The organism is Muriicola sp. Z0-33, assembly GCF_026126425.1.
Lineage (GTDB): Bacteria > Bacteroidota > Bacteroidia > Flavobacteriales > Flavobacteriaceae > JAFMPW01.
This window is the reverse complement of the sequence record NZ_JAFMPW010000003.1, coordinates 121,720-146,427: the sequence shown is the minus strand read 5'-3', so window position 1 is coordinate 146,427 and position 24,708 is coordinate 121,720. Positions and strand designations below refer to the sequence as shown.

At 40.3% G+C, this 24,708-nt stretch carries 19 protein-coding genes; 3 read left to right on the top strand and 16 right to left on the bottom strand.

Annotated elements, in window-relative coordinates:
* Positions 1-155: 155 nt before the first annotated feature.
* The 9 genes from J1G40_RS06305 to J1G40_RS06265 all read right to left on the bottom strand — a co-directional run bounded on the left by J1G40_RS06305 (position 156) and on the right by J1G40_RS06265 (position 15,228).
* Complete coding sequence (locus tag J1G40_RS06305; RefSeq protein ID WP_265241762.1) at positions 156-3,359, bottom strand: DUF1553 domain-containing protein; 3,204 nt, start codon at positions 3,357-3,359, stop codon at positions 156-158.
* Positions 3,360-3,492: 133 nt separating this feature from the next.
* Entirely contained in the window at positions 3,493-4,764 is a 1,272-nt protein-coding gene (locus tag J1G40_RS06300; RefSeq protein ID WP_265241761.1) for an adenylosuccinate synthase, read from the bottom strand.
* A 12-nt stretch (positions 4,765-4,776) separates the two neighbouring features.
* Positions 4,777-5,232, bottom strand: a complete 456-nt coding sequence (locus tag J1G40_RS06295; RefSeq protein WP_265241760.1) for a Fur family transcriptional regulator — start codon at positions 5,230-5,232, stop codon at positions 4,777-4,779.
* Between the two features lie 42 nt (positions 5,233-5,274).
* On the bottom strand, positions 5,275-7,479 hold the full coding sequence (locus J1G40_RS06290) for a RelA/SpoT family protein (protein ID WP_265241961.1): 2,205 nt from the start codon (positions 7,477-7,479) through the stop codon (positions 5,275-5,277).
* Positions 7,480-7,634: 155 nt separating this feature from the next.
* Positions 7,635-8,867, bottom strand: a complete 1,233-nt coding sequence (locus J1G40_RS06285; RefSeq protein ID WP_265241759.1) for a M48 family metallopeptidase — start codon at positions 8,865-8,867, stop codon at positions 7,635-7,637.
* A gap of 27 nt (positions 8,868-8,894) precedes the next feature.
* On the bottom strand, positions 8,895-9,713 hold the full coding sequence (locus J1G40_RS06280) for an RNA methyltransferase (protein WP_265241758.1): 819 nt from the start codon (positions 9,711-9,713) through the stop codon (positions 8,895-8,897).
* Positions 9,714-9,752: 39 nt separating this feature from the next.
* Complete coding sequence (locus J1G40_RS06275; RefSeq protein WP_265241757.1) at positions 9,753-11,042, bottom strand: amidohydrolase; 1,290 nt, start codon at positions 11,040-11,042, stop codon at positions 9,753-9,755.
* Positions 11,043-11,052: 10 nt separating this feature from the next.
* A complete protein-coding gene (locus tag J1G40_RS06270) occupies positions 11,053-14,004 on the bottom strand; it encodes an amidohydrolase family protein (RefSeq protein ID WP_265241756.1) in 2,952 nt (983 codons plus the stop codon).
* A gap of 144 nt (positions 14,005-14,148) precedes the next feature.
* A complete protein-coding gene (locus J1G40_RS06265; RefSeq protein ID WP_265241755.1) occupies positions 14,149-15,228 on the bottom strand; it encodes a DUF3810 domain-containing protein in 1,080 nt (359 codons plus the stop codon).
* Between the two features lie 70 nt (positions 15,229-15,298).
* Here J1G40_RS06265 and J1G40_RS06260 point away from each other — a divergent pair, with 70 nt between their 5' ends.
* Positions 15,299-16,753 carry an aminoacyl-histidine dipeptidase gene (locus J1G40_RS06260; RefSeq protein ID WP_265241754.1) on the top strand — a complete coding sequence of 485 codons (1,455 nt, stop codon included), beginning with the start codon at positions 15,299-15,301 and terminating at the stop codon, positions 16,751-16,753.
* 39 nt (positions 16,754-16,792) lie between these two features.
* On the opposite strand, the gene J1G40_RS06255 is transcribed toward J1G40_RS06260, so the two are convergent.
* The 4 genes from J1G40_RS06255 to J1G40_RS06240 form a co-directional block, all read right to left on the bottom strand.
* The gene (locus tag J1G40_RS06255) at positions 16,793-18,361 is read right to left on the bottom strand and encodes a sulfatase (protein ID WP_265241753.1); all 1,569 of its coding nucleotides are present in this window, start codon (positions 18,359-18,361) and stop codon (positions 16,793-16,795) included.
* A gap of 108 nt (positions 18,362-18,469) precedes the next feature.
* On the bottom strand, positions 18,470-19,588 hold the full coding sequence (locus J1G40_RS06250) for a peptidylprolyl isomerase (protein ID WP_265241752.1): 1,119 nt from the start codon (positions 19,586-19,588) through the stop codon (positions 18,470-18,472).
* 6 nt (positions 19,589-19,594) lie between these two features.
* Positions 19,595-20,146: a gliding motility-associated peptidyl-prolyl isomerase GldI gene (gene gldI / locus J1G40_RS06245; protein WP_265241751.1), complete on the bottom strand. Its 552-nt coding sequence runs from the start codon at positions 20,144-20,146 to the stop codon at positions 19,595-19,597.
* Entirely contained in the window at positions 20,143-21,159 is a 1,017-nt protein-coding gene (locus J1G40_RS06240) for a DHH family phosphoesterase (protein ID WP_265241750.1), read from the bottom strand. The genes gldI and J1G40_RS06240 overlap by 4 nt, the downstream gene beginning before the upstream one ends.
* A 77-nt stretch (positions 21,160-21,236) precedes the next feature.
* Here J1G40_RS06240 and J1G40_RS06235 point away from each other — a divergent pair, with 77 nt between their 5' ends.
* Complete coding sequence (locus J1G40_RS06235; RefSeq protein WP_265241749.1) at positions 21,237-22,265, top strand: alkaline phosphatase D family protein; 1,029 nt, start codon at positions 21,237-21,239, stop codon at positions 22,263-22,265.
* A 141-nt stretch (positions 22,266-22,406) separates the two neighbouring features.
* Entirely contained in the window at positions 22,407-22,826 is a 420-nt protein-coding gene (locus J1G40_RS06230; protein ID WP_265241748.1) for a nucleoside-diphosphate kinase, read from the top strand.
* Positions 22,827-22,881: 55 nt separating this feature from the next.
* Here J1G40_RS06230 and J1G40_RS06225 read toward each other — a convergent pair whose 3' ends face one another.
* The 3 genes from J1G40_RS06225 to recF are packed head-to-tail and all read right to left on the bottom strand — an operon-like array spanning position 22,882 to position 24,675.
* On the bottom strand, positions 22,882-23,178 hold the full coding sequence (locus J1G40_RS06225; RefSeq protein WP_265241747.1) for a DUF721 domain-containing protein: 297 nt from the start codon (positions 23,176-23,178) through the stop codon (positions 22,882-22,884).
* On the bottom strand, positions 23,175-23,594 hold the full coding sequence (locus J1G40_RS06220) for a lipocalin family protein (protein ID WP_265241746.1): 420 nt from the start codon (positions 23,592-23,594) through the stop codon (positions 23,175-23,177). The genes J1G40_RS06225 and J1G40_RS06220 overlap by 4 nt, the downstream gene beginning before the upstream one ends.
* Position 23,595: 1 nt before the next feature.
* Complete coding sequence (gene recF, locus J1G40_RS06215) at positions 23,596-24,675, bottom strand: DNA replication/repair protein RecF (protein WP_265241745.1); 1,080 nt, start codon at positions 24,673-24,675, stop codon at positions 23,596-23,598.
* Positions 24,676-24,708 lie beyond the last annotated feature (33 nt).

Genomic DNA, 24,708 nt, shown 5'->3' with positions numbered 1-24,708 from the left:
TTAGCAATTATCAATTATCAAGTATCAATTTACCTTATTATTTACTGAAATCGGATTATACGCCCTATAAGTCACACTTGTATCTTTTATAATCATCCACTAGCAATCAAAAAAACCCCTTGTTTATTGTTTAATGATCATTGCTTACTGTAATCTTACCGTTTCATATAAGCGTCATCATGGTTTAAAATAGTGTTGGCCACTATAGCCAGAGCGGCAGTCTTATCATTGTTTAAACGTTGATCTACTTTTTTCTCACCTATGGCAAGAAAGGCCTTTGCTTCTTTCGGATGCTCTTTAAAGCGCCTGGCCTGACTTTGATATAGGTCTATTAAGATTTCAGATTCTTCCTTTTTCGGGCTTCGGCTAATAGCTAATTTAAAAGCATAGGCTATTTGATCTTCTAAAGCATCCCCGCCTTCCTTCTGCATTCTTTCAGCAAGAATTTTTGATGCCTCCACAAACTGAATATCATTTAACAATACAAGGGCCTGCAAGGGGGTGTTCGTATTTTCACGCTTCACAATGCACACTTCCCGCGAGGGTACGTCAAAAGCCGTCATTGCAGGATGGGGAGCTGTTCTTCTAATAAAGGTGTATAATCCTCTGCGATACAGGCTGTCTCCTTTTGTTTCTTTATAATTAAGCAGCTTGTGCGAAAAACTGTTCTTTTCTATCCAAAGATTACCTGGCTGGTAGGGTTTAACACTTTCTCCTCCCAAATGGTTTACAAGAAGACCACTAGCTGCAAGTGCATTGTCTCGAATCATTTCTGCTGGTAAACGATAGCTGTTTGCTCTGGCCAGGAGCCTGTTGGTTGGATCTTCTTCCCGCAACTTATCGGATGCATAGGAAGTCTGCCTGTAGGTATGAGACATCACCATCGTTTTAAGTAAGGCTTTTACATCCCAATTATTTTCCTGAAAAGAAATGGCTAGCCAATCCAGCAGTTCAGGATGGGAGGGCAGGGCACCTTGCACTCCAAAGTCCTGCGGGGTAGTCACCAGGCCGTCACCAAAAAGCATTTGCCAATACCTGTTTACTGTTACCCTGGCAGTAAGAGGATTATCTTTAGAGAATATCCATTTAGATAAGCCCAGCCTGTTTTTAGGATAGTCTTCAGGGAATGGAGGTAAAGCTTCCGGGGTATTGGTTTCCACCGGATGCATAGCCTGTTCATAGTCGCCCCGGTTATACAAATAGGGTGTTCGGGCCACGGGCATTTCCTCCATAACCATGACCTCCATAACCGGTTCCATATGGGTCAACCATTGAGAGCGAAGGTTCCTAAGCTCATTTTGAGTCTTTTTTACTTCGGAACTCCGGGCTACCCAGTAGTGGGGAGCAGCAATCGCCTGCTCTTTATCTTTTGTCGCCAACGCCTTTATTTCGGGAGCCGTAAGCGTTCTGGAATATATGTAAATGTCATCTATCCGACCCTTAAAAATGCCATTTTCCCCTGTAAAAGATCTATAGCTCTTTGCCACCCTAACCGCTCTGTTATCCAGTTCATGTGAAGCAGAACGGACAGCTTTTATAGACTTATATAATTTGTTATAAGGAATGCTGGTCTCCACGGCCTGGCCATCAATGAACAATTTAAGGTCCTGAGCTTTTCCACTGCCACCGTAGGTAAAAGCCAGGTGTTTCCACTCGTTGGTCTTTATGGCATCTTTTGAGCGAACATGTATATAATTGTGCGGTAAAGAATGAATGAGCCTTGCGTTTACATGATTCAGGCTGTCCAGATAAAAGTCCCAGCCCCTCCAAAAATTGTTCTTTTCTCCGGAAGTTCCCAAAAGTGTTTGTGTAAGGCCTGCCTCTTTCTTAGTTGTATTGATCCAAAGGCTCGCAGAGAAGGTATCTGTCCATTCAAAGTTGGGGATATTATGCAGGTACACCTCGTCATATTCCCCGGTAAATTGGAGCGAATTACCCTTAATTCCCTTCTCTATTAAAGGAGCTTCTCTGGAAGTTACCTTGGAATCCCCATCTACATAATAGCCCTTTTGTTTCCCACTTCTGGCCTTTAAATTGTTGAATGGGTAATGTCCAAGTAGTCCTTTTTTCTTAAAATCTCCAGGAAGTCCGGCGATGTATTCGTCTAGTTTTACCAGTTCTTCTTTGGTAAGCTCTAGTTGCTTTTCTTTTTCTTTAATATCTTGTGATAACTCCTCTAGTTTATCTTCAGTTTCCTTGTCTGGCAGTGCCAGCATCGGGCCATAATTTCCATCGTCCCCTGTCATCCCCAGTTCTTTAACATTGTTGAAAAAGGCAGTGAGTTGATAGTAGTCTTTCTGACTTATAGGATCGTATTTATGGTCGTGACAACGGGCGCAATTGATAGTGAGCCCTAATAATGCGGTACCAACAGTTTCAGTTCTGTCCCATACATAATTAAGCCTGAACTCTTCTTCAATGGCACCACCTTCTGCAGTCATGGGATGGTTTCGGTTAAAAGCTGTTGCCAATTTTTGCTCTCGTGTTGCATTGGGCAATAAATCGCCTGCTAACTGCCAGCTTACAAATTGGTCATAAGGCATATTATTTTTGAAGGCATTTATAACCCAATCTCTCCAGGGCCACATCAGCCGCCAACCATCCGCATGTAATCCATGAGAATCTGCATACCTGGAAATATCCATCCAGTCTAAGGCCAATCGCTCTGCATTGGCGTCCGAAGCCAGTAACCTGTCTACAACTTTTTCATAAGCATCTTCACTATTGTTGTTCAGGAAGTCATCAATTTCCGCTATGGTCGGGGGCAAGCCAGTAAGGTCCATACTAACCCGTCTTAATAGCCTTTCTTTTGAGGCGGAGATTGAAGGCTCCATTTGCTGCTGTTTCAATTTCAGCTGAACAAATTTATCAATAGGGTTATGTGAGGGCCATTTACTTTCAGCAATCTCGGGAATCGTCGGTTTTTCTGGTTGGGTGAAGGCCCAATGCTGTTTCCATGTTGCCCCTTGTTCTATCCATTTAATAATGGTCGCTTTTTCTCTGGCGTTTAAACTGAGGTGGGCCTCCGGAGGTGGCATCTGAACTTCCGGGTCATTACTTAATATCCTCCTGACACTTTCGCTATTGGAAGGATTTCCTGATTTGAAGGCAAAATTTCCTGAGGCCAATTTTTTAAAAGCGTATTCCTCAATGTCTAATCGCAATTTGGCTTTTCTGCTATTTTCATCAGGACCATGACAGGTATAACATCTATCTGAAAGAATAGGCTTAACATGGAAGTTAAAATCGATCTGTTCGGGAAGATCCTCATAAGCAGCAGCCACCTCATCGGGCATGTTCAGAGAACAAGAGTTTAAAACACCGCCCAGGATGATCAACCAGAATATCTTTCTGCACATAGGGATTACTGTATGCTTAAAGATATGGATTTTTGCAGAGAAAGGAATTTTTTTTACCTATTTGGTCATACGCACTAATAAGTGCTATTCAAAGGATTAAATAACAAGGGATGAGTTCCTAAATAAAGAGGCTTTACCTGTGTATGGTCTGTGTCCTGTCCGGACCGACAGAAACAATTTTTATAGGCACCTCAAGTTCGGCTTCCAGGAATTTAATATAGTCCATAAGGTTTTCCGGAAGCTCTTCTTCAGAACTCATTTTGGTCAGATCTTTGGCCCATCCTTTCATTTCCGTATATATTGGCGTTACATTTTCCGATTCAATATTATAGGGTAAATGAGATATGGTCTCTCCTTTATATGTATAGGCCGTACAAATTTTGATGTTTTTAAAACCGCTAAGTACATCGGCCTTCATCATCATTAAATCTGTCACTCCGTTAATCTGAACAGCATATTTTAGGGCAACAAGGTCTATCCATCCACATCTTCTGGGTCTTCCTGTGGTGGCTCCAAATTCATTACCAACTCTTCCCATGGTAGCCCCATCTTCATCGAATAACTCTGTGGGGAAAGGGCCACTGCCCACTCTGGTGGCATAGGCCTTAAAAATACCAAATACTCTGCCTATCTGACCCGGGGAAACACCAAGACCTGTGCATGCTCCGGCGGCTGTGGTATTAGAGGAAGTTACAAAAGGGTAGGTGCCAAAATCCACATCAAGTAGTGATCCTTGTGCTCCTTCGGCGAGTATCTTCTTACCAGCTTTCTGCGCCTGATAAAGATATTCCTCACTATCGATAAATGTAAGCTGTTTTAAGGCTTTAACAGCCTTCATGAATTCGTCTTCCAGTTCTTTAAGGTCGTACTGGATATCAACGTTGTAAAAAGCAATCATGGCTTCATGCTTATTGGCTAAAGCCCTGTATTTTTTCTCCCAGTTGTCTAGTTCAAGATCACCAATACGCATCCCGTTCCTACCAGTTTTATCCATATAGGTGGGGCCAATTCCTTTGAGGGTAGAACCTATTTTTGCCTTTCCTTTCGCGGCTTCTGAAGCTGCATCTAATAGTCTGTGGGTAGGCAATATTAAATGGGCCTTTCTTGAAATGACTAGTTTGGATTTTATATCGATTTTGAACTGCTCCAGATTGTCTAGTTCTTTCTTGAAGATCACCGGGTCTATCACCACCCCATTTCCAACAATGTTAAGAGCATTTTTGTGGAAAATCCCAGATGGAATAGTATGTAAGACATGTTTAATCCCGTCAAATTCCAGTGTATGTCCTGCATTAGGCCCTCCCTGAAATCTGGCAATTATGTCATAATTCTTAGTAAGTACATCAACGATTTTTCCTTTTCCCTCGTCGCCCCATTGTAATCCTAGTAGTAAATCTACCGCCATGTATAATTCTGGTTAGTTGTTTGCTTCTTCTTTTTTATTCCTGGTACCATAGAAGTACAGCGAATGATTATTTATTTTAATATCAAAAACCTCTTCTATTGTCTTTTTTATCGACTGAATCCGGGGATCACAGAACTCTACTACTTCCCCTGTGTCTGTGAGGATAACATGATCGTGCTGGCGATCAAAATAGGACTTCTCATATTGAGCCTGGTTTTTACCAAACTGATGTTTCCTTACCAACTTGCACTCCAATAAAAGCTCAATGGTATTGTACAGCGTGGCCCGGCTCACCCTGTAGTTTTTGTTCTTCATATTTATATAAAGTGATTCTATATCGAAATGTTCATCACTTTCATAAATTTCCTGAAGTATGGCGTAGCGTTCGGGCGTTTTTCTATGTCCGTTCTCCTCTAAGAAGGCCGTGAATACGGTTTTTACAATTTCCTGATCCTTATTGTTTCCCATAGCGACTGAGGCTGCTCCAATGTGCAAATGTACAGTTAAAATTTAAATTCTGGATACTTTATCAATGCCGTTTATTTGCTTCAAATTGTGAATTAATTTTTTTAAGATTCCTTTATTTTTTACCACAAGTGTAATCTTCCCCTTAAATGTACCTCCATCCGTACTAAAATTCAGATTTCGCATATTAACATGCATATTATCCGATATTATAGCGGTTATCTGGTTCATAAGCCCAAGATTATCGATACCGGTGAGCATAATATCTGAAGTAAACTCTTCCTGGGTAGAATCTATCCATTTAGCACTGATAATACGGTATGCATAATTGGATTGTAAAGAAATGGCATTCGGACAATTCTTTTTGTGCACTTTGATGCCTTCATTTACGCTGATAAAACCAAAAACCTCATCTCCCGGGATGGGTTGGCAGCATTTGGAAAGCGTATAACTCAACTTCTCTTCTTCTTTTCCAAATACGAGCATATCGTATTTAGAGGTAATCTCTTCCTTATCAATTTCTTCTGGAACTGGCTTTCTCCTTATTTTGTTCTTGAAAAAACTTATAAATGCATTGTTGTAAGAGGAGGCAAAGTCCTTTATCTTTTGATTATCAATAGCGCCATTTCCAATCCTGAAAAAAAGATCCAGACTGGTTTTTAGCTTAAAATAGATAACCATTTTGTTTATCACATCTTCGCTAAGGGTAATTTTCTGCGATTTTAATTTGCGACGGAGAATCTCCTTACCTTCCTGAGCAATTTGCTTTTTTTCCTCTCTTAAGGAAGACCTGATTTTAGAGCGCGCCCTTGCCGTTGTCGCATAGTCCAGCCAGTTTTGATTTGGATGCGCTTTTTCGGAAGTAATTATTTCTACCTGGTCCCCGCTTTTGAGTTCGGTATTAAGGGGTACCAATTTACCATTCACCTTGGCACCTCTGGTGCGCATGCCAATTTCTGTATGGATGTGAAAAGCCAGATCTAGTGGTGTGGCGCCCTTAGGGAGCGATTTTAAATCTCCCTTAGGGGTGAAGACAAAAATCTCCTTGGAGTACAGATTTAATTTAAACTCTTCTACAAAATCTACTGCATTGCTATTGCTAGTTTCAAGTGCTTCCTGTAGACGATTGAGCCAGGTTTCTATACCCTGTTCTTTTTGATCGCCGTGTTTGTATTTAAAATGAGCTGCATAGCCTTTTTCTGCAATTTCGTGCATGCGCCCGCTCCTGATCTGCACTTCTACCCAATTACCTTCAGGACCCATAACCGTTATATGAAGTGCTTCGTAGCCGGTAGATTTTGGGGAGGAAATCCAATCTCTGAGCCGGATTGGGTTGGGTGTAAAGTGATCTGTTACGATGGAATAGATTTTCCAGGCAATAAATTTTTCGTTTTCAGGTTCTGATTCGTAAATGATCCTGATGGCAAATTTGTCGTAGATCTCATCAAAGGACACATTCTGGGCCAGCATCTTTTTACGGATAGAATAAATAGATTTTGTTCTTCCTTTGATGTAATACTTAAGTCCTTCCCTGTCCAGGGAATCATTTATGACTTTTGCGAAATCATCAATATAAGCCTGCTGTTCTTCTTTGGTAGCCTCAATTTTTTCCTGAATGTCATTATATACTTCCGGTTCTGTATATTTTAAACTTAAATCCTCCAATTCCGTTTTAATGTTGTAGAGGCCAATCCTATGTGCCAGGGGGGCATAGATATAAAGTGTTTCTGAAGCAATTTTAACCTGCTTGTGCTCTGGCATGCTATCCATCGTTAACAGGTTGTGATACCGGTCTGCTATTTTTATGATGATTACTCTGGCATCGTCATTAAGGGTAAGTAACATTTTCCTGAAATTCTCTGCCTGTTGAGAGATATTCATGTCCTTATTAAGATGCGCAATCTTGGTAAGCCCGTCAACAATGCGAGCCACGGTTTCACCAAACATGCGTTCAAGATCATCAAGCGTGTATTCTGTATCTTCAACCACATCATGGAGCAGGGCAGAAGCAATTGAAACAGCATCTAATCCAATTTCTGATGCCACAATTTTGGCTACGGCAAGCGGGTGAAAAATATAAGCTTCTCCTGATTTTCTACGCTGATTTTTATGGGCATCAACAGCTACATCAAAGGCAGAACGAATAAGCTTTTTGTCCGCCGCAGTTAGCGTTTGATAGCTTATGCGAAGGAGTTCCTTATATTCTTTGGTAATCTGCTTGTTTTCTTTCTCTATTGCAGCTTCAGTCATCATAGATTAAAAATACCACAATCTTTTATAGTAAGCAATTATAGTAAGGTAGTAAACGGTAAACTGTAAAGGCCGATCGGCGAGTTGCCAGGAGCTATAATCTAATCGCTGTCATTCCTAAGATAGCTATTGATATGGGGATTAAGACGACCGGATTATTTACCCAAATTACGGATCCTGTCTATCAGTGGCGGGTGCGAGTAATGCATAAAGACATAAGCAGGATGAGGTGTAAGGTTACTGAGGCTTTTTTTGGACAATTTCTTGAGCGAGGTTACCAAGGGGATAGCTGCAAAAGTATGTTTTGCATAATCGTCTGCCTGGAATTCAAATTTTCTCGACAGAAAATTCATCACCAATCCGGTTATTTCAGATATCGGGCTATATAGAATTCCGAAGCCAATAAGGGCTGCATGAAAACTGGGTTGGCTAACACCAATTGCCAATGAAATCTCCGGATTATTAATAAAAACCGACAGTAAGAAAAGTGTAAAACCTGTAAGTAAGATGGTAGCAGTAAGGTTAAAAATTATATGATTCCTTTTGTAATGCCCTACTTCATGAGCTAATACGGCAACTATTTCATCCTCTTCAAGATCGTTAATCAGTGTATCATAAAGTGTTACGCGCTTTTCTTTACCAAAACCTGAAAAATAGGCATTGGCCTTTGTAGATCTTTTGGAGCCGTCAATAACAAAAACATTTTTTAGTTCGAAACCAACTTTTCTGGCATAATCCTCTATTTTGCTTTTAAGACTCCCTTCTTCCAAAGGTGTCTGTTTATTAAATAGGGGTACAATAAGTTTGCTGTAAAATAGGTTTATGAAAATGGTAAATACTGCAACTACTCCCCAGGCATATATCCAGAAATTGGTTCCTGCCCATTGAAAAAACCAAATAATAACAGACAGAATACCCCCGCCAAGAATAATCATCATGAGCCAGGACTTGATCTTATCCAGGAAAAATAAGCCGGGTGTTGATTTGTTAAAACCAAACTTTTCTTCAATTACAAAAGTCTGGTAATAAGAAAAAGGTGTGGTTAACAGGTCGCTACCCAACATGATAATTCCGAAGAAAAGCAATGCATTTACTATAGGATTTTCTGATATTCCTCTGGATATGACGTCTACCCATTCAAATCCTCCGAAGAACAGAAAGGCCAGGGTAAGACCAAGTGAGAATACAGAGGAAACCAGTCCAAATTTGTAATTGGTCTTTTTGTATTCCTGCGACTTCTTGTATTCCTCCATGTCGAATACATCGGTTAGCTCTGTGGGTACGGGATCCTTAAACTTTCGGGCATTTAGAAAATCCAATACAGTTTCCAGAATAAACTGGAGTATCAGGATAGTAACGATAATATAGAATAGCATGGAATAATCCATTGGTAAAATTGATATTTAATTAGGATACTACGACTTTAGGACGCCTCTTTGTCGTTTGGCTTCAAAGATAAGTATTGCTGCCGAAACCGAAACATTCATAGAATCTATTTCCCCTTGCATCGGAATAACGACCCGCTCATCGGATGCTTTTACCCAATCCTCTGTAAGCCCTGTAGATTCTGTCCCCACCACAATGGCAGATGCTTCGGTATAATCTACCTGGGTATAAGGAACACTGGTATCCAGAGTTGCAGCAATGACTCTGATGTTTCTGGTTTTTAGAAAATTGATGATTTCGCTGTTGGTACCCAAGGCAACCGGGACAGTAAAAACACAGCCCACACTTGAACGAATTACGTTAGGATTGTACAAATCTCCTCTGGGGTTAGCGATAATAACGGCATCCAGATTGGCAGCATCTGCTGTTCTTAGCAAGGCCCCTATATTTCCTGGTTTTTCCGGGGCTTCAGCTATAAGAATCAGAGGCTGGTTACTTTTGAAGTTCAGCTGATCCAGGGCATGAGTTTTGGTTGCAGCAATGGCCAGAATACCTTCCGTTTTTTCCCTGTAAGCAATGCGCTGATACACCTCCTTTGAAACGCTGATCAACTCTGGTTTAACAGGCATGCCTTTGATCTGGTCGTCTACTTTATCCTCGGAAAAGATATCGGCATTAAAAAAGATAGATTGGATATCATACTCCCCTTTTATTGCCATTTGAAATTCCCTAAGGCCCTCCAAAACAAACAATCCCGACTTATTTCTGCCCTTCTTTTTTTCCTTAAGCCGGAGTAGTTTTTTGATCAGGGCATTTTGTAAACTGCTGATATGTTTAATGTCGTCCATTGCGGCAAAAATATAGAGGATTTTAAAAAAAATACTTTTTTATTTTCCTTCAAACTTGCCCATGTACCGTTTCCATAATTTGGTTTGATGGGTCTCTAGAGAAATATCCCGACCATCTATAAAAGCATGTAGTAGTATATTTCCCCGCATATCTAAAGCATCCCCCTCAGAGATAAACAAGGTAGCACTTTTGCCCACTGTCAGCGTCCCGTATAGGTCGTCAATACCCAGGATCTCTGCAGTATTTCCCGAGATTAGTTGCAGAGCAACTTCTTTGTCCAGACCTTGTCCAACTACCTGCCCGGCATAAAAAGGCAAGTTTCTTGTCTGAAAATTAGAGGCACTTGAGTTTTGGATCCCAACAAGTAATCCGGCGTCTACCAATAGTTTAGGAAGCTTATAACTGTAATCGTAATCATCGTCATCAAAATTTGGGAGGCTATGAGTGAAATGAACCAGTACAGGGACATCATTTTTCTTAAGAAAGTCTGCAATTCTCGGCGCATGGTATCCTCCAACCAAAACAATTTGCTTAACTCCTGCTTTTTTTGCCGAATTTACTGCATCTATAATTTCGCGTTCCCTTTGGGCATATATAAATAGTTTCTGAGACCCTTCAAACAAACCCTGCATAGCTGCAAAAGGCGGGTGGGCCTCCCTGGCAGTGGCCTTGCCATAGGCAACAGCATTGGCCATAAACCTTTCAACTTCGGCTACTTGTTTCTGATACTCCTTATTTGGTTGATAGCCCCTGGGCTCTCCTTCCCTCCAACGGCCGGATCTGAATGAAGTTGGCCAATTCAGATGAATGCCATCATCTTCTTTAATTGCTGCATCCTCCCAATTCCAGGCATCGAACTGTACTATGGAAGAAGTCCCTGAAATTCTGCCGCCTTTAGGAGTAACCTGGCCTATCAGCACACCATTTGGACGCATACTTTCAACCACTTTAGATTCGGCGTTATAAGCAATTAAACTCCGGACATGCGGAATTAAACTTCCAATTTCATCCTGATCATTACTTGCCCTAACAGAATTTACCTCAATCAGGCCAAGCGATTTTCCCGGAGCGATAAATCCTGGATAAATATGCTTGCCACTGGCATTTATAGTACGTCCTTTGGTCGCAACATCTGTTCCCAGAGCAGTGATTTTACCACCCTCAAAAACCAGGGTGCAATTTTCTATAATACCGCCATCACCAATATGGGCAGTAGCCCCAATAATGGAAATAGCTTCTTTTTGCTCAGGAGCCGGGGTTTGTTGTGCTGCCCCATTAAAAATATATCCCAGCGTGAAAATAATTATTAGTGTATTGAAATTTTTCATCTTGTATTGTTTAAAGGGTATCACACTCAAATCTTTGTTTTTTATTCTGTTTTGGACTTTGGGTTTTGTTTCCCTTTTCTTTTTCTTTTAGCATCATCCCAATAAGCTGGTTCCTTTCTTTTTTAATAGCTGCTCTTTGCTGTTTGTCTTTCTCAAGATCAAAATAAGTGGCTCCTTCAATGATGGTTTTTTCGGCCTTGGAATAAACAGACATCGGATGGCCAGACCATAGCACAAGATCTGCGTCTTTACCCTCTTTAATACTGCCTACCCTATGGTCTAGGTGAAGTAATTTGGCCGGATTAATAGTTACCATTTTCCAGGCTTCTAATTCTGTCATTCCCCCATACTTTATTGTTTTGGCGGCTTCCTGATTTAATCTTCTCGACATTTCCGCGTCATCACTATTAATGGCTACTGTGACCCCCTGGCTTTGCATGATTGCAGCATTATAGGGTATGGCGTCATTTACTTCAAACTTATAGGCCCACCAATCACTGAAAGTAGAACCTCCAACCCCGTGTTCAGCCATTTTATCGGCTACCTTATACCCTTCAAGAATGTGGGTGAAGGTATTTACTCTGAAATTGAATTTTTCGGCCACTTTCATCAACATATTAATTTCACTTTGCACATAGGAATGACAACTGATAAATCTTTCCCCATTGAGGATTTCTGCCAGGGTTTCCATTTCTTCGTCATAGCGGTAAGCTGCTCCGCTTTTCTTTTTCTTGTCATATTCTCTTGCCCTTTGAAAATAATTCATAAACACCTGTTCCACACCCATTCTGGTCTGCGGAAACCGGGCAAAACTTTGCCAATTACTTTGTTTTACATTTTCACCCAGGGCAAATTTTATGTATTTCGGCATATTGTCGTAAATCATCTCATCCGCACTTTTGCCCCATTTAAGTTTCAGGATAGCCGAACGCCCGCCAATGGGGTTGGCAGAGCCGTGCAGTAATTGTATAGTGGTGACTCCACCGCCCAAATTCCTATATATATCGATATCCTCGGGATCCACTACATCGGTCATTTTTACCTCGGCAGATGAGTTATGCCCTGATTCGTTTATAGACAAACCGGCAATATGGCTGTGCTCATCTATAATGCCTGCTGTCAGGTGTTTACCTGTGGCATCGATGACTGTAGCATTCCCTGCTCTGAGATTTTTGCCTATTCTGGATATTTTACCATCTTTAACAAGCACATCTGTTTCGTTGAGTATCCCGGCTTCTTCACTGGTCCAGACTGTTGCGTTTTTAAAAAGCAGGTTTTCTGCCTGGGGTGCCGTCTTATAACCATAGCCTACGTTTGGATAGGTTACAGCAACAATTTCGGGGCTTGTTTCCTCATTCTCTTTTTTCTCTTCCTGGGTATATTCTTTGGTTTTAATAGCAGTAAATTCGGATTCCCTGCCATCAGGTAATACCAGTTTGCCAGTTAGATTCTTATGAGCTTCGTCTACTATTGCTGTAGTTCTGTATGCTATCTTGCCTTTATCCGGAGTAAATGAAAGTGTTAACCAATTGTCGTTAAATGAAAATTTGGAACTCAATGTATCGGCCTCACGCTTAACCGTTGCCTTTGGTTTATGAGCATCGCCTGATATTGAAATTTTAAAGGTATTAGTGGCAATGGTAAGATCATATTCTCCCCTTATGTCTACCAAATCTTTATTATAGATAATATTTTTCTTCCCTTGAACCCAATTCTCATAAAGCGTAGTGCCTTCTTCAAAGATATCTCCAGAGGTAATCAGAAAATTGGCATGGTACCCTGCCTTTAGTGCTCCTATACTATTCGACTTACCTAAAATTTGTGCCGGGGTAGTGGTAAGTGCCTCAAGTGCCTTTTCCTTAGATAGCCCATGCTTTATGGCCTTAGTTAATTGTGTCTTAAAGTTAGCTGGTGATTTCAGATCATGGAGGGTTAATGCAAAGTTTATCCCATTATCGACAAGTACCTTTGGATTTGCAGGTGCCTGGTTCCAATGTCGCATGTCTTTAAGTGCAACATATTCTGCCTGGTAGGGAACAGACACGTCATAAGCTTCCGGGAAATTCAGAGGTACAATTAAAGGTGCGTTGGTATTCTTGATTGCAGCGATATCTTCATATTCATCTCCCCCGGCAAGAATGGCATATTGAATTCCGAAAGCATCGCCAATTCTGTCTGCCCGCAGTACATTTCCTTTGTCTTTGGCCGAGAAAATTTGCACTAATCCGGAATTCTTATTTATGGCTTCCAGAGATCTGTCTTTGGTAGCCACATTTCCCTTTGAGTACCAGGAGGCGTCATGATACATTTGCCGCAATAGTGCCATTGCGCCCATTAAAGAAGAAGGGTACGATTGTCTCTTAGCAACACTTTTATTAAATGAAAAGTATTGGGCAGATTGGTCGTCCATAACCCGATTGGCATCACCACCTTCGGCATTAAGCGCTATCAGTGCCCCGGTACCCCTGGCAATGCCATCCTGTAAATGCGTGTTCACCACACCAAAGCCGGCAGCCCTGAGCTCTTTGGCCTTTTTATCGTCGTATTTAAATTTTGAAATAGCATTGTTCTCTGGCATAATATGGTCGTTCCAATAGAATCCTTCCCGTGTTGAATTGTACTGAGCAGACCTGCCACTATAGGGCGGCCTTTTGGGTTTCTCTACTCCAAAATCAGAAAAGATATCGATAAATGAGGGGTAAATAGATTTCCCACTCAAATTAATTCGGACGGCATTCGCTGGAATATTTACAGATTTACCTACCTGAACCACCTTGCCGTTTTGGATCAATAAAGTACCATTATCTACTATTTGGGTTGGGGAAATATGAATCCTGGCGTTGGTCAGGGCAGTGAAGTTGTTGTTCTTTGCTTTTACACCATCATTGTCTGGAAAATAATCCTGCGCATATGCGATAGTGCCACACCACAAAATGGCTAGTAGCAATAGTTTTAATCTCATATTTAATCGAATTAGTGAATTAGTCGTTCTAAAAATAACGGAAGTCACGAGAATATTTAGCGGAAATATGTTTTTTAACTTTTACTCCATTTAGCTCCCTCTAATGCAACTATTTTAAAACCCTATTGGTTAAACGGTTGCTGATCAGGGTTCATCCTGTAGCGGACGCTCATTATGATAGGCTACCAATAAAGAAACAACCAGATTGTAGCTGTCTATGCCCTTCTTTTGACTGTTGGCTTTTAGAAAGGTGCTGAAGGCCGACTTAAAGACCGGCTCTAGCGGGTTTTCGTAACCCATCCAGAATTCTGTAATTTCCTTGTAGTTGTTCTTTACTCCCCTGTTAACTTTAGCATATAAGGCTTTAAATTGGGCAGCATCTTTTCTTTTTATATCACTCAGGCAATAACTCAGGCCATAGGATAAGGCGGAATAGCGAAAGTAAGGATCCTTATTATTTAATGTAACCAGATATCCAACAAAGTTGGTTTCGTTTTCAGCGGAATAACCTAACTGATGTCCTATTTCATGTCCGGCTACTACCGGAAGCCTGATCTTTGGGATTTTACCATTTACCTGAGCTTCATTGGTAAAGGGATTGAGGTAACCTCCATAGCCCATATAGGTTAGGAGGGTACTGAATAAAGAAGTTTTAAGGCTGGGTTTTAAATAGTCTAATTCCGGGTACTCCTTTTTTAAATCTGAATAGCCCTCCAGGGTTTTTTGGAATATTTCTTTTTTGGAATAGGGAATTTGAACGCTTTTTGTGCTGTCATTGTTTATTGCAACCTGTTGGGTATTTGTAGCAATAATCAGCTTTTCGGTAAATTCAATTAGGGCCGTCTGTTCTTTTAATTCGGTTAGCGATAGTGTTTTGGAAATGGGCTGGCGGTAATAGTTAAACCCCCACATTAGATGAAAGGTAAAATAGGCAACAGCGAGAACCACAAAGATATTTCTAAAGAAAATTAGCGGTTTGCTAAGGATGTATTTCCTTTTTGTTACCACATATTTGATGGCAAGCAGACCAAGGCAGATATAGATGATGTCTCCTATAGAAAAAGACACCCATCCAAACAGAAATCTGAAAAATCCCGATACAAAGGGGTATACCCCCTGGCTGTAGTAGGCCTCAATAATTTCGGGGTAACTACCCAACCATTTAACCAGAACAATTTGAGGGACCAATGAAAGGGCAATCCCATTTTTGAGTTTATTTTTCATCGTATCAAAATTAGCCAAATATTCGCAGGGTTGTTTTTCATAACGTATTTTTGAGGATAGAATTAAAATTATGAATCAGGAAGTAAGACAATTGGAGCCCAGTGCAGTTTGGAACAAGTTTGCCGATCTGAATGCCGTACCAAGGCCATCAAAAAAAGAAGAACGGGTTATTGATTTTATGATGAATTTTGGCACATCACTCGGTTTAGAAACCATCAAAGATGAAGTAGGTAATGTCATAATCAAAAAGCCCGGAACAACGGATATGGCCAATAGAGAAACCATAATTCTTCAATCTCATTTGGATATGGTGCATCAGAAAAACGCCGATACCCAATTTGATTTTGACACTGAAGGTATTAAAATGTATGTAGATGGTGATTGGGTAAAGGCAAGAGGAACTACTCTTGGTGCTGATAATGGTTTAGGGGTAGCGGCAATAATGGCATTATTAGAAAGTGAAGATATATCTCATCCCCCATTAGAGGCACTTTTTACGATAGATGAGGAAACAGGTATGACCGGGGCAATGGGGCTGCAGGGAGGGATACTTGAAGGTAAATATTTGCTTAACCTGGATACCGAAGAAGATAATGAAATAGCCATTGGCTGTGCCGGTGGAATAGACGTCACCGCCTTAGGAACTTATAAGAAAGTAGCGCTGTCTAAAGGGTATGCTGCTTTTAGCCTGCTGGTGAATGGCCTGCAAGGAGGCCATAGTGGTATGGATATCCATAAAGGTCTGGGTAATGCCAATAAAATAATGAACAGATTGCTTTATAGCGCTGTTTTTACCTTTAATGCCGAAGTTGCTGAAATTGACGGAGGGGGTTTACGAAATGCCATTCCAAGAGAAAGTATGGCAAAAATAATGATCGGCGATGCTGAAATAGAGCGTTACAAGGCTGCATTGCAAAAGCAGATACATACCATAAAAAGTGAACTTGAGCATACCGAACCCGACTTAAATATTGAACTCAGAGATGCAGCAAGACCGGAAGAAGTGATTGAAAATAATGATGTAAGAAGGCTGTTACAAAGCATTTATGCTGCGCAGAACGGCGTATATGCAATGAGCGCGGCCATTCCCGATCTTGTAGAAACCTCTAACAACGTTGCAAGAGTAGCCGTAAGCAATGGAGAAATTAAAATTGGGTGTCTAACCCGTTCTTCTGTAGATTCAGCTAAAATGGATATGGCGCATTCTTTGCGTTCTGCATTTGAATTAGCCGGTTACAAGGTTTCATTTTCTGGTGATTATCCCGGCTGGGAACCCAAGCCAGATTCTGAAATATTAAAAATAGTCCAAACCAATTACGAGAGTTTATTTTCTGAAAAACCTGATGTGATGGCTTGTCATGCTGGTCTGGAATGCGGTATTCTCGGGCAGAATTATCCGGAAACTGAAATGGTTAGTTTCGGACCCACAATAAGAGGGGCGCATTCTCCAGATGAACGTGTAAACATAAGCTCTGTGCAAAAGTTCTGGAAGTTTCTAAACGCTGTACTTGCCAATACCCCTTAAATATTTCTTTGTAACATTAAATTAATTCTCCTGATAATACTATTTCAACTCTGTATTTAGTATGGTCTGCATTTCAGGATAATCAGCATCCAGATCCTCGTAGGTTTTGCGCAGCGCTTTAAGTTTTACTTTCATTTTGCGGATGGTTTCTCCATAGGAAGCTTCCTCCACGGCATTGTGTAATTCAAAAGGGTCTTTATCGAGATCATAAAACTCCCAGGCCGGAGCAGTACTTACTTTGGATGTGCCTTTCATTTGCAAATCCTGTCCGTAGAAAAGGGCAAGTTTGTGATGGCGTGTGCGTATGCCGAAATGGGCCGGTCTTTTTGGATGGTGCAGCCAATAGCGGTAGTACATTTCCTCTCTCCAATTTTCAGGTGTATTCCCTTTAAGGTTTTCCCTGAAACTCTCACCCTGTATAAAGGCTGGTTTTTCCAATCCTGCATAATCTGCCAGTAGGGCCGCAAAATCTATATTGAGGATAATGTCGTCAATACGGCTTCCTCCTTTTATTTCTTTAGGATACCGTATAACAAATGGCATTCTAAGCGATTCTTCATAAATAAGTCGTTTGTCGAAAAAGCCATGCTCCCCAAGGAAATATCCCTGATCTGCGGCATAAATTACTACAGTATTATCTGCAATACCCTCTGATTCCAGATAATCTAACAACTTCCCGATATTATCATCTATAGCGGCCCCGCTTCTCATAAAGTCTTTGACCAATTTTTGGTAAATCTGTTTCCTTTTCAAAATGCTGTCTTGCTCAGAAAGGGGGTAGGGTAGACCAGGATAAGACGTCCAGAATTTTTCAGGGTTTTTAGTGGCTTGTTCCCAGCGCTCCCCTAGTATTTCTAATTTTTGTCCTTTAAAAGTTCTGCCTGTGGTTGCCTTATTAAAGTCTAACAAAGACCTCGGTTCCGGGATGTCTTCATCCTTATACAAAGGTTTAAAACGATCCGGATAATCAAAAGGTTCATGAGTAGCCTTAAAGTTGCACATCATCATAAAAGGTTTAGAGCGATCTCTTTTTTTCAGATGTTCTATTGTCAGATCTGCAATGACATCGGTAGAAAAACCTTTATAAACTTTTCCCTCGCTACTGTCATGACCGTCTTTCCAGTTTTCTTTGGTCTTAAGAACAGGATCCCAGTATCTTCCTTGTCCGGGAAGCACATTGAAATAATCAAAACCTTGCGGGGGTTTTACCAAATGCCATTTGCCAATAACTGCAGTTTGATATCCGCTTTTCGATAGTTCCCGCGCAATATTCGGATGATTTTCAGGAAGGGCTTCGTTAAGGGTGTATACCTTATTCTTATGGCTATACTGTCCGGTAAGGATACTTCCTCTGCTGGGGCTGCAGATAGAATTGGTACAGAAACTATTTTCGAGAACGGCTCCTTCGTTGGCCAGTCTTTTAATATTGGTATTCACCACGTAGTCTTTTAAAACCCCATCATAAATACCCCAGGCCTGAGAGGTATGGTCATCAGATAATATAAATAAGATGTTGGGACGGTCTTGCTCTTGCGCCGTCAGAGAAAGCGATCCAAACCCGGCGAACAAAATAATTATTCCAATTTTTACTGCCATTGTTTTTATCATCGCTTTCCAGGTTTTGTATAAATATAGTAAAGCCCCGATAATAGAAAATAAAAACCCCCGGCATAAAATTATATTTATGCCGGGGGTACATCTTAAATGATGAAGTATTTAACCGCCTATACCTACAATTTCCAAATCAAAGACAAGATCTGAATTTGCCGGGATAGGTCCATAACCCTGGGCTCCATATCCCAGATGTGGAGGGATAAATACCCTGATTTTATCACCCACCTTCATACTAAGTAGTCCTTCTTTGAATCCGGCGATCAGACGGGCTTCGTTGCTAAATACCATTGGGATAGGATCATAGCCTCCGCCTTGTTTTCTTTTAGGATCGAACATATTGTATTTAATGGCCACATCTTCATAATTACTATCGAACAGTGTACCATCGGCAAGATACCCTGCATAATTTACTAGTGCTTTCTGTCCAAGTGCAGGTTTTTCCCCTGTACCCTCAGTGATGGTAAGTATTTTAAGTCCGGAAGGCAGCGTTTCTGCTTTTTCTTTTTGCTGGCTGATTTCTGCCGCAAAATCGGATTTCATTTTGCCAAAAGCTTCTTCCTGTGCCTTCTCCTCCGCAAAATAGTCTGTCATTACCTGAACTGCGTCAAATTTCCTGGCTTCTTTTCCATTGCGGATAATTTCTACCTTATTCATCTTTACTTCTGTTACAGGCTTATCTTTTCTGTTGGGCTCGGTATAAACCGCTACATTGGCAATAGAGTCCACAACTTCTATACCCACAACAACTTCCCCAAAGACGGTATGTACACCATCGAGCCATGGAGTGGCCTTATGAGTAATAAAGAACTGACTCCCATTGGTTTTGGGCCCGCTGTTGGCCATGGAAAGAATACCTTTTCTAGAATGACTCAAAGAATCGTGGAATTCGTCTTTAAACCTATACCCCGGATTTCCGGTTCCTATACCGTCCGGGTCACCTCCCTGAATCATAAAATCTTTCATTACCCTGTGAAAAATGATTCCGTCATAATAGGGGCGTTCTTTGTATTTTTCGCTGACAAACGGATTGGTGCCTTCAGCCAGAGAAACAAAGTTGGCCACTGTTACCGGAGTTTTTAGATGTTCTAGTTTTACAAGAATATCACCATTGGTAGTCTGTATATCCGCAAAAATCCCATCATCCAAATCCGTGTATTTGCTGGATTTGCAACTGACCGCAAGGGTTATTATGGCCAGCATTATCACATATGTTTTTTTCATCTTTTTCTAATTTTGAATACTATCTTGTTCCTGCTCTATTTTAAAAATTGAAATTGTTGATTTAATAGGAACGTTTGTACCTATTTTCTTATTGTCGCCATGATATCCATAAGCTCTTGCTGAAGGAAATAAAAATGTAGCTGTTTCTCCTTCTTTTAGTAGTTTAACGGCATTCCTAAGACCTGGAAACAACTCTTGTTTATCTACTTTGTATTTTTTTATTCCAATTTCTTCCGCACTGTAAATGGTATCATTTTCAAAACTTAAGACATTGTAGGCCATGGTAACCAGATCGTCGGGTTTTGGAGTGGGCGAGGAGGTTGGGACTTTAACATTGTAATAATACCATGATCCTGAGGTAGAATTCAGATATTGGTTTAAAGAATCATTTTTAATAATACCTTGTATTATTCCTTCTTCCTGTGCAAGGAGTTGCCTGCTTCGTTCAGCAGATTCTTTCATAAAACTACCTGTCTTTACCTTTACCGGTCTTCTGGGTTCAGGACCCTGACAGGCAATAATTCCTATACAAAACAGCAGTAGCCAATTTTTTTTCATGAGGTCAGCTGATCTTTATATTGTTTTAGTAGCTCTTTAAATTTTTCTGTAGTTGCCTCCAGAGAACTTTCACTTCTTCCACCTGCGGCATTGATATGACCGCCGCCGGAGTAGTGCGCCCTTGCAAAGTCGTTCACCGAGAACTCACCAAAAGAACGGAAAGAGATTTTGATAATACCTTCCTCCTTGTTTTCTATAAAAATGACGGCGAATTTAATCCCTTCTACGGTAAGCCCGTAATTCACAAAACCTTCTGTATCTCCTTTTTTATAATTATGGGCATCCAACTCTTCCTGACTTAAAGTAATGTAAGCCGTGTTATATTCTTTTAGCAGCACCATATTTCCCAGAGCACAGCCCAATAGCCGAACTCTGTCCGAACTATTGCTGTCATAGATATTGTGATGTACTTGTGTATTATCTGCACCTTGGTCTATGAGCGCCGCAATTACCCGATGGGTTCTGGATGTGGTGGAAGAGAATTTAAAAGAACCGGTATCTGTCATTATCCCGGCATACAGACAATTGGCTATTTCGGGGGTGATACTGCCCCTTCCTCCCAGGGCTTCAATAAAATTGTACACCATCTCACAGGTAGAACTCATACTAACATCAGAGTAGGTTATTAGGGCATAATCTGCCGGTGCCTGGTGATGGTCTATCATTATAAAATCTGCCCGGGATGCTTCCAGACTTTGTTGCATTTGACCAATTCTGCTTAGGTGATTAAAATCCAGGGTACATATTATTGTTGCCCCAGTAATTAATTTGAGGGCCAAAGAATTGTCTTTCTCAAAATTAACTATCAATTCACTGCCTGGCATCCATTTCAGGAATTGTGGAAAGTCGTTAGGGCTCACTACGGTAGCATCGTGTCCTAGTTTGTTTAAATAATGGCAGAGGCCAAGGGTAGATCCAATGGCATCCCCGTCCGGATTTTTGTGCGGTACGATAACAATTTTCTGTGGTTCAGATAAAAGTCTTTTAACTGCCTTTACATCCTCTGAATTCATGCGCGCAAAGATACAATAATATAATATAGACTTTAATCACAAAAAGCTATTTTTACAGATGATTTAAGCTATTTAAAATGAACAAAAAAGTTTTCATTCTTTTCCTTTTGCTCTCGGTGGTTTCCTGTAAAAGTACAATGCCTGATGTTGCTTCAAGAGCATCCGAATCTCATTTTACCATCGCTTTTGGTTCCTGTAATAAATTAGCAATAGATAATTTACTTTGGGATGACATAGCGGAGCCTCAACCAGATCTATGGATATGGGGAGGCGATATTATATACGCAGATACTAAAGATATTTCTAAAATTGAAGCAAAGTATAAGGCGCTTAAAAAGGTAAAGGGTTATAATAAACTTAGAAAAAAGACCCCGGTTATCGGCACCTGGGACGACCATGATTATGGTTTAAACGATGGAGGCAGAGAGTTTTCAATTAAGGAGCAAAGTCAACAGGCATTTTTAGATTTCATGGATGTCCCTTCAGATCACCCAAGGAGAAGCAGGGAAGGCGTTTATGCTACTCATAATTATAGTCTGGGAGCAAACAGTATAAAAGTAATTGTGCTGGATACCCGCTATTTCAGGACTTCATTAGTAAAGGATACTGTTTCTGATAAAAGATACCTTCCAAATGTTTATGGAGAGGGCACCCTGCTGGGATTAGAGCAATGGAAATGGCTGGAGGAACAACTTAGATCCAGCAGCGCTAATTTTAATCTGATTGTCAGTAGTATCCAATTTCTTTCGGATAGCCATGGTTTTGAATCCTGGGCCAATTTTCCGCATGAAGTTGAGAAATTAAAAAGCATTATTGGCAGTTCAGGCGCAAGAGGGGTAATGATCCTTTCCGGGGACAGGCATATATCGGAATTTTCAAAAACAACCTTAGAGGGTATGAATTACCCCCTAATAGATTTTACCAGCAGCGGCTTAACCCATGCTTATACCAGTTTTTCCGGAGAGGACAATCCCTACCGGGTTGGGGAAGTTGTAGCCGAAGAGAGTTTTGGGCTAATTAAATTAAACCTGTTATCCGGGGAAGCTGTGTTAGAAATTATAGGCGATAATGGGAAGGTATTAGCAAGTTTACATCAAAAATACTGAGGTTTATTTTAATTTGGATGGTAGGTGAGATGAAATTTTGAGCAATTCATTATTTTACAAAATACCTGGTTTTTACTACAAGTTAGTTTATTGTTGTGGGTTGCTTTAATAAAGTGTATTTTTGCCCAAAATTTTTAAGAAATGACAGGTAACAGAACATTTACAATGATTAAACCCGATGCCGTTGAAAATGGGCATATAGGAGCTATTCTAGATAAAATAACTTCGGCGGGATTTAAGATCATAGCTATGAAATATACCCAAATGAGCAGAAGAGACGCTCAGGAATTTTATGCTATTCACAAAGAGCGCCCATTTTTTGGAGAGCTTGTGGCATTTATGACCAGGGGACCTATAGTTTCAGCAATTTTAGAAAAGGAGAATGCAGTTGAAGATTTCAGGGCGCTGATAGGGGCAACCAACCCTGCAGATGCCGCGGAAGGTACTATCAGAAAATTATATGCCAAGGATATTGGAGAAAATGCGGTACATGGTTCCGATAGTGATGAAAATGCCGCTATTGAAGGCGCATTTCACTTTGCCGGAAGAGAAGTTTACTAATTCACAGCAACTATTTTATGAAGGGGTTGTCTGGGCTATGTTCAGACAACTTTTTTTATCTCAGTACTAGTTGTTTTACCAAATCTTTTCCCAGTTCTTCATTTAGCATGGTAATAATCTTAGAGCGACCATGACTAAGTTCTTCACGTAAAACAGAAGAAGAGAGCGACACATATAAAGTCTCATTTCTTAGTTCAACAGCAGTGGTGTAGTTATTTACGCCCTTTCCCATTAATTTTACCCAGGCTTCCTTTACGTCTACCTTGTCTATTCCGCCTTGTAATCGGTTTGTTGAAATGAACTCATTAAGCACTTCTTTTAGTGATAAATTATTTCTGTTTCTTTTTATCATTTTTCAGCGGTTATTGTTTGGTGCCTCTTATAATAATACCGAATATTTTCCTGATTAACAACAGTTAATTTTTCAGCAGATAATTCAATAATCTGTTCTTCCCATTCGCTAAATTCGTTGTGATATTGAAGTTTAAAACTGCCTTTGGTACCTATGAGTCTGAAAGAAGCCGCATCGTCTGAGGTAATAAAAGTGCCATCTAAGCGGGGCTGTACTTTTTTCCTGTATCCTTTATTATCTTCAAATGTAATATAATCTATTGTGGTATTTAGGTTGTATTCCTTGGTATCTCCCTTTGGGAAAACTACTTTTTGAATCTCCCAATATCCATTTAAATGATGTAACTCTGAGCTGTTTATTTTATCAGCGCAGGCCGTGAATAAAAACAATACGGATAGCAAGATCATTCTCTTCATACTACAGCTTAAAAATTTTATAGGATTGATGAATAGACCGCACTATATTCTCTGTACGTTCTGCGTGGGTATCACTAATGAATATCTGTCCAAAATTTTCATCATCTACCAACTTGATAATATGCGATACCCTGTTTTCATCCAATTTGTCAAAAATATCATCTAACAATAAGATAGGAGTGGTTTTAGCCTTTTCCCTAATTAGATAGAATTGTGCAAATTTAAGAGCAATAAGAAAGGATTTTTGTTGCCCCTGGCTGCCAAACTTTTTAATAGGATGCCCCTCTATTTCGAAAATGAGGTCGTCTTTGTGGATACCTGTACTGGTATACTGTAAAGCCCTGTCTTTATCAATAGAATTGGTTAGTAATTGAAGGAAATCCCCTTTAGACAACTGGCTGTGATATTCCAGGTTTACTACTTCCTCTCCGCCCGATATGCTAATATATTGTTCTTTAAATAAGGGAATAAATAGTTCTATAAAGGCCTTGCGCTTCTCATGTATATGATTCCCAAAAGTCACCAATTGTTCATTATAGACAGCAATTGTGGTTTCATCGTAGGTATGGTTGGCTGCAAAAAATTTAAGGAGTGAATTTCTTTGAGAAAGCACCTTGTTATATTTAATCAGAGTTTGCAGATATTCGGGATCTGACTGACTTATTACCCCGTCCACAAATTTACGTCTGGTATCACTTCCTTCAATTATAAGGTCCCTATCCGAAGGTGAGATAATCACCAGGGGAAGGAGTCCTATATGTTCAGAAAGTTTGTCGTAGATTTTACCATTGCGTTTTATGGTCTTTTTTGTTCCGCGTTTTAAACTGCAAACTATTTTCTCTGTTCGTTCTTCTTTTTCGAAATGCCCGTCTATTACAAAAAATTCTTCCCCGTGTTTTATATTTTGTGAAGCCAGGGGGTTAAAGTAACTTTTTCCGAAAGCAAGGTGGTAAATTGCATCCAGGATATTGGTCTTTCCTACGCCATTATCACCTACAAAACAGTTGATTTTGTTGTCAAAATCGAATTCTCCCGACTCAAAATTCTTGTAGTTAATAAGGGACAATTTCTTTAAAAACATAGAGGAGAGAATTTTATAATGGCTAAAGGCTGT